The organism is Thermoplasmata archaeon, assembly GCA_038729465.1.
GTDB lineage: Archaea > Thermoplasmatota > Thermoplasmata > Thermoplasmatales > ARK-15 > JAVRLB01.
The window spans coordinates 1-5,730 of the sequence record JAVYRZ010000031.1; the positions used below are offsets into that span (position 1 = coordinate 1).

General features: G+C 37.5%; 8 protein-coding genes. 2 read left to right on the forward strand and 6 right to left on the reverse strand.

The features are described 5' to 3' along the window. Positions 1-250 (reverse strand): UbiD family decarboxylase (locus tag QXQ25_06480; GenBank protein ID MEM0161348.1); only part of this gene is annotated, 250 nt, incomplete at its 3' end. Positions 251-314: 64 nt separating this feature from the next. On the opposite strand from QXQ25_06480, the gene tgt reads away from it, so the two are divergent. Then, positions 315-1,397 carry a tRNA guanosine(34) transglycosylase Tgt gene (gene tgt, locus QXQ25_06485; GenBank protein MEM0161349.1) on the forward strand — a complete coding sequence of 361 codons (1,083 nt, stop codon included), beginning with the start codon at positions 315-317 and terminating at the stop codon, positions 1,395-1,397. On the opposite strand, the gene QXQ25_06490 is transcribed toward tgt, so the two are convergent. Continuing rightward, positions 1,398-2,189, reverse strand: coding sequence for a GNAT family N-acetyltransferase (locus tag QXQ25_06490; protein ID MEM0161350.1), 792 nt, complete (start codon positions 2,187-2,189; stop codon positions 1,398-1,400). It abuts the gene before it with no gap. A gap of 82 nt (positions 2,190-2,271) precedes the next feature. Here QXQ25_06490 and QXQ25_06495 point away from each other — a divergent pair, with 82 nt between their 5' ends. After that, positions 2,272-2,673 (forward strand): thioesterase family protein, encoded by a 402-nt coding sequence (locus QXQ25_06495; protein MEM0161351.1) that lies wholly within the window; start codon positions 2,272-2,274, stop codon positions 2,671-2,673. A gap of 2 nt (positions 2,674-2,675) precedes the next feature. Here the strand turns inward: QXQ25_06495 and QXQ25_06500 are convergent, their stop codons facing one another. From QXQ25_06500 to QXQ25_06515, 4 genes are all read right to left on the reverse strand, one after another. Then, on the reverse strand, positions 2,676-3,854 hold the full coding sequence (locus QXQ25_06500) for an MFS transporter (GenBank protein ID MEM0161352.1): 1,179 nt from the start codon (positions 3,852-3,854) through the stop codon (positions 2,676-2,678). Further along, a complete protein-coding gene (locus tag QXQ25_06505) occupies positions 3,851-4,165 on the reverse strand; it encodes a DUF2250 domain-containing protein (protein ID MEM0161353.1) in 315 nt (104 codons plus the stop codon). The genes QXQ25_06500 and QXQ25_06505 overlap by 4 nt, the downstream gene beginning before the upstream one ends. 35 nt (positions 4,166-4,200) lie before the next feature. Then, positions 4,201-5,472 carry an amino acid permease gene (locus QXQ25_06510; protein MEM0161354.1) on the reverse strand — a complete coding sequence of 424 codons (1,272 nt, stop codon included), beginning with the start codon at positions 5,470-5,472 and terminating at the stop codon, positions 4,201-4,203. A 5-nt stretch (positions 5,473-5,477) separates the two neighbouring features. Then, positions 5,478-5,730, reverse strand: a 253-nt coding sequence (locus QXQ25_06515) for a cobyric acid synthase (GenBank protein MEM0161355.1), incomplete at its 5' end; no start/stop codon positions are given.

The window sequence follows — 5,730 nt, forward strand, 5'->3', positions numbered from 1 at the left end:
TCTTTACCGGTTTTGGATTCTCGATTGCCTGCAACATCTTTAGCTTTAGATCTTTCTCTTCAATTTTCAAAACCTTTGCAAAACTTGCTCTGCTCGCCCACAAATTTCCTACAGCTTTGTATCCATCTAGATTCTCAAAATAAACGGGAGTACCGAGATGTTTTATCAGATAGTTTGACAATTCAAGATCCTTGCTAACTCTTTCTTTAACAGTTATATGTTCTATTTGTTCTAAATAATCCTTATACATATAATGATGATAAACACTCTTTCAAATTAAAACTTTTTTATCCTAGCTGCATATTATCTTTTATATGTTCAAGATCATCGAAACCGATTCTAATGCGCGGCTCGGAGTATTAGATACACCTCACGGCATTATAGATACTCCTGTTTTCATGCCGGTAGCTACAAAAGGAGCAGTTAAAACGCTTAACGTCAAAGAACTGGAAGAGCTGAACACTAAGGTATTAATTTCAAACTCTCTGCATTTATACTTGCATCCTGGCTTGGAGACAATCGAAAAGCATGGATCCTTGCATGATTTTATGAATTTTCATAATTCTATATTAACTGACAGTGGCGGGTTTCAGATTATCAAAACCCCATTTTTTGTCAGAGCCTCGAAAGAGGGCATAACGTTCAGAGATCCGAAAGACGGGTCTCTGCATCTTATCACGCCAGAGAAGAGTGCAGAGATACAGAATCGGCTGGGATCGGACATAGCGATGATGCTGGACTATTGTGTTCCTTACGGTACAAATATAAAAAATATTGAAAAGAGTCTTATATTAAATAAAAATTGGGCTGAGAGATTTAAAAGCAGCAGGAAAGGGCTCAGCTTTGGAATAGTTCAGGGATCTATCTATGAGAAATACAGAGATCAAAGTGCTGCAGATCTGTTGCCTCTCGATTTTGATGGATATGCAATAGGTGGTCTTTTAATAGGAGAGCCTTTGGACATAATGATCAAGATTGCAAGGTACACAGTATCATTATTGCCAGAAGATAAACCAAGATACCTGATGGGTGTGGGATCATTATCTGAAGTGTTCAATTCTATAGAGAGTGGCATTGATATATTCGATTCTGTGTTTCCCACTCGCAACGCGAGGCACAAGATGGCGTTTACATCTAAAGGAATATTGGATTTGAGAAAATCAAATTTTAAGGATGATACTAAACCAATTGATGAAGAGTGTGATTGTTATGCATGTAAAACCTATACAAGATCATATATATATCATCTATTCAAAGAAAAAGAGATGCTGGCAATGCGCCTTTTAACGATCCACAATCTCTCTTTCATGCTTAATCTGATGAATAGAATCAGGATCTCGATCAAAGAACAAGAATACAATAAGCTCAAAAATGATATGCTGGAAAAATACAAATGATCATCGAGAAATCTCATATATATTCAATTTTTCAGTTTTAGTGCAAGGAAAATCATTGTTAGAATCATATATGGCAGAGGATAAGATCAATAACTTTTTTCGATTTTTATATCTCGTGCAGAATGAGTTTACGAGTCTGTCAATTTTGACTGCGTGGTCGATAATCAGTGAAACGTCCTCTTTTGATCTAAGCACGAATCCAAATCCATTGTAATCTTCCAAGATACATCTTTTATTTACCAGCGTTTTTATTGTTTCAAGATCTGGATAAAAATAGTTCCAGTCTACAAAAACCGGTTTTTTGCCATAATCAGTAAGTGCAAATATTCGCTCTGGCACTTTTGCAAACTTGCAATTTTCAGTTTTATATTTAAAATCGTCAAGGTTGATGAAAATGTAGGTATCTATCATTTTTGCACCCAGTGTTTCAGCCAGTTTCTTGGACGGTTCATTCCAGTCAAAAATAGAAAGTCTCACTTTTGGATATTTTTCAAGAACGTAGGAAGTGAGCATACTAGCAATACCTTTTCTTCTATATTCAGGATCCACTCTCATGCCCTCCAGCCATGCACTGCCATCTTTGTAGGGATTGACGTTTAATATTGCTACGGGTCTATGATCTATCTCGGCAGTAATCATCGATTTTTTTCTGACCCAAGCATCGTAAACAAACGCTATATAATCATGCTGAGTATCCTCCAATCCTTTCATACCTTGCCAAGTGTTTTTACAAAATTCCAGAATGCGTGGCTTATCGCGCATTGTTGCATTTCTAATCTTGATCTCTTGCATGACAATAAACATCAAGAAATCTCTAATAAACTTTTCTTGCTTTGACCAAAGATTAAAATAAATATTGTACTTTTCAGAATTTATGAATAACTTCAAGACCAAATACAGGGTTTCATGGGTGGATACGGATGCGCTCGGCATAATGCATTTTTCAAATTATTTTAGAGCTTGTGAGAAAGTAGAAGAAGAGTTTACTAATTCGCTAGGTGTATCATTCAGCAGCTCTAAAAACATATCTTTTCCGAGAGTCAAAGCTACATGCGACTTTAAGTATCCTCTAAGGTTCAACGATATTGCTGTTATAGAACTAAAAATCAAAGAGCTTGGAAAAAAGCATATTACCTACCATTTTGATATATTCAACGAAACACAGCAAAAAGAGGCAGCTAGATGCGAGCTTACAATAGCTTCGATCAATAATGAATTTGTACCGATACCCATTCCGGAAGAATATATAAAATTACTGGAAAAATACAAAATATGAAACTAAGATTTTGAGCGTTCATATAGCATGTACATTATTATCGTGTAGATTAATGATGAAACTGCAGCAGTGACAAAGATCATAGACCATCTATAATACGAAGATACCGTTATGGAAAATATCACACCACCATAAAACGGTCCTGCAGCTCTGCCAATGCTGGTAAACAGCCCGTAGGTACCCGTGTATTTTCCAATATCCTTTTTCGGTGCCATGTTTATTGCTGATGCGGTCACAGTTGCAGAATACACAATTTCTCCTAGCGAGATAATGCTCATTGTGAAAAATAGCCAGATGATAGAAGAATAAAATGATAACATAAAATAGCCAGCACCATAAATCAATATGCCAAATATCATGAAATAATATGCGTTTTTCACTTTTGCGAATTTGGCTATATAATACTGCAATCCTCCCACCATAAACCCGTTCAAGGCCCATGTAAGCCCGATTATTGACGTAGAGATCCTGTTGATGGTCTCTTCATATATTGGATATGTGCTGTTCAGCTGTCCAAACACTAAAAATGCAATAAATCCCGCTATGCTAAACAATAGAAACTTCACATTTAACAGGGTGTTGGAGAGATCTCTGAACCTGAAAGTGTATCTGGTTTTGTTGGTCTCGGGTATTCTGTTTATTAATATTACAAGCGATATAAGCATTATTCCAACCAATAGAAAAGAGATTGTATAATAATTTAGCACATATAAAAACCCGCTTATTGCAGGCCCGATTCCCCATCCTAGATTTGCAGTAGCACGTTGCAGTGCATAGCCTCTGAACCTCTCGTTTTCGTCAAGCACATCTGCAATCATAGCATTGAACGATGAGAATACAGCTCCGCTTGATATGCTCTGTACTACCAGTGCACTGATGATTAAGTACAGGTTCTTGTTCATTAACGCCAAGCCCATGACCATAAACATCAGTCCCTGCCCGGCCTGCCCCAAAATCATGATTTTTTTTCTACCAATAGAATCTGAGATTGCGCCAAAAACTACCTGAAACACAGCACCAGTAACTCCTGCAAACAGCATGTACAATCCCGCAATGGCAATATTAACGTCAAGCTTGGTAGTCAGAAATAACATTAAAAATGACCATAATGCACCATACGAAAAAGACCTGAAAAAGCTAGTTGTAGCAACAATCTGCATTACTTGTCTTTTAATGGTCATACATGATCCTTTTCTTCAAGCTGTTTTAAGATCATAGCACCTTTTTCAGATAGCACATAGTAAGTATGATGTGGATGGGTGGTAACTCTTCTTTTCAATTTTGCATCTTTTTTCTTTAGCATTCCGCCAGTTCTCTTGTCTAGATATCCTTTTTCAAACAATAGCTTCAAAATCTTACACGCATCTCTCTTGTTCAGCTCCAGATCACGCCCTAGAGACTTTGCATAATCCGTGCCATACTTTTTAAAGTGCAGTAAAACGTTGTAAAGCAGTTTGTCAGTGATCTCTATTTCTCTATCTAGATGCATCATTACACCAGGATATAAACACCTAAATTTAAGGATTTTCAAATATTCACTATTTTTTCTTTATGTAACGCGTAAAGTATTATTCCTATCGTAATAACTATCATGCCAAGGTACAGTGCCTGAGTTCCCAGTGCAAACATGATCACTGCCGATAATATAATTGAGAGTATCTGTACTGCAGGATATAATGGAGAACGAAAAGGCCCTTTCACCTTTCTCTTTCGTATTATTACCACTGCTAGCCCTGTAAGACTATACGAAAAAATCACGCCAAAGTTCGAGGCCAATGCTATATATTTTAAATTTCCAAGAAACAGCGAAAACACGGTGACCGCTCCGATTATCAAAACTGCCCTTTTTGGAGAATCGCCAGATATGCCGCCTATCCATTTTGGAAACATGCCATCTTCGCTCATTTGCAACAATGTTCTGGATCCTGCCACGATCAGAGATATAGTTACTGTTACAGTTGCCAAAATTGCAACAATGCTGATTATCAGCTCTATGACCGGAGAGGCATGCACATACGTCAGTGCGTTAGCAAGGGGATCTGCAGTAATGCCATAGTACTGCCATGGCATCAGTGCCAGCATGCCTACCACCACCAGGATATATAACACCGTACTGGTTAAAAGCGCAATGATAATTGCCTTTGGCACGTTTTTAGCACCATCTTTTACCTCGGGTGTGAGCGTGGCTATGGTGTTGAAGCCAGAATAGGCAAAAAATGCCAGTGACGCAGATTCAACTATGCTCATTGGTCCTTTTGGCAACAAAGGTGTGAATCTTACAGTGCTCCAAGAGCCATAAAATATGGACACTATTATAAATATTATCAGGCCTCCAACAGTAATGAACACTAAAAATTGCTCTATCTTTGCAACCAGTTTCAAACCCACATAATCGATTACCGTAACTGCAAGAATCATGATTACGGATATTATGATAATCATGACATTTGAAGAGATTTGAAACATAGAAAGCAAGTATGCTGCAAACCCTAACGCCACAGCAGATGCAGCGATAGAGTATGATATAGCTCTGAGCCAGCCTACTATAAATCCTAGAGAATCGCCCATTGTCACTTTTACAAACGAGTATAATCCCCCATGCGTGATGATCTTGGATGAGAGTTCTGCGCTGTTTAGAGCAACAGTAGCTGCGAGTATTGCCGTTAATATGAACGCAAGTATTGCGCCGGGCCCAGCCTGATAGATCACTGTGCCAGCCAGTACAAATATGCCTGCCCCTATAATATTGCCCAGTCCTATTGCGGTAGCCTGCCACATTGTGATCTTTGGCGTTTTCATTTATTTCACTTTATTAGTATCTCATAATTTACGTTTTTTTTCACAATTTTTGCAATGATATCAATGTTCGCTTCAACACTTTCAAACTTTATTTTTAATGGTTCCAGTGATTTTTTTGCTCTGATCATGTTAATTAACAGTTCTGTAAACTCCAAATTTTCAAACAATCCATGAAAATATGTGCCTATCACATTATTTTCATAAGAGCCATCAAATCTTGCAATATATCTATCATTTACTCTGTAAATTTTAGAAAAA

Bases quoted from the DNA above. Each gene is read 5' to 3' on its own strand.
- QXQ25_06500 (MEM0161352.1), bottom strand. From the start codon at position 3,854: ATGACCATTAAAAGACAAGTAATGCAGATTGTTGCTACAACTAGCTTT.
- QXQ25_06510 (MEM0161354.1), bottom strand. From the start codon at position 5,472: ATGAAAACGCCAAAGATCACAATGTGGCAGGCTACCGCAATAGGACTG.
- QXQ25_06505 (MEM0161353.1), bottom strand. From the start codon at position 4,165: ATGATGCATCTAGATAGAGAAATAGAGATCACTGACAAACTGCTTTAC.
- tgt (MEM0161349.1), top strand. From the start codon at position 315: ATGTTCAAGATCATCGAAACCGATTCTAATGCGCGGCTCGGAGTATTA.
- QXQ25_06495 (MEM0161351.1), top strand. From the start codon at position 2,272: ATGAATAACTTCAAGACCAAATACAGGGTTTCATGGGTGGATACGGAT.
- QXQ25_06490 (MEM0161350.1), bottom strand. From the start codon at position 2,189: ATGCAAGAGATCAAGATTAGAAATGCAACAATGCGCGATAAGCCACGC.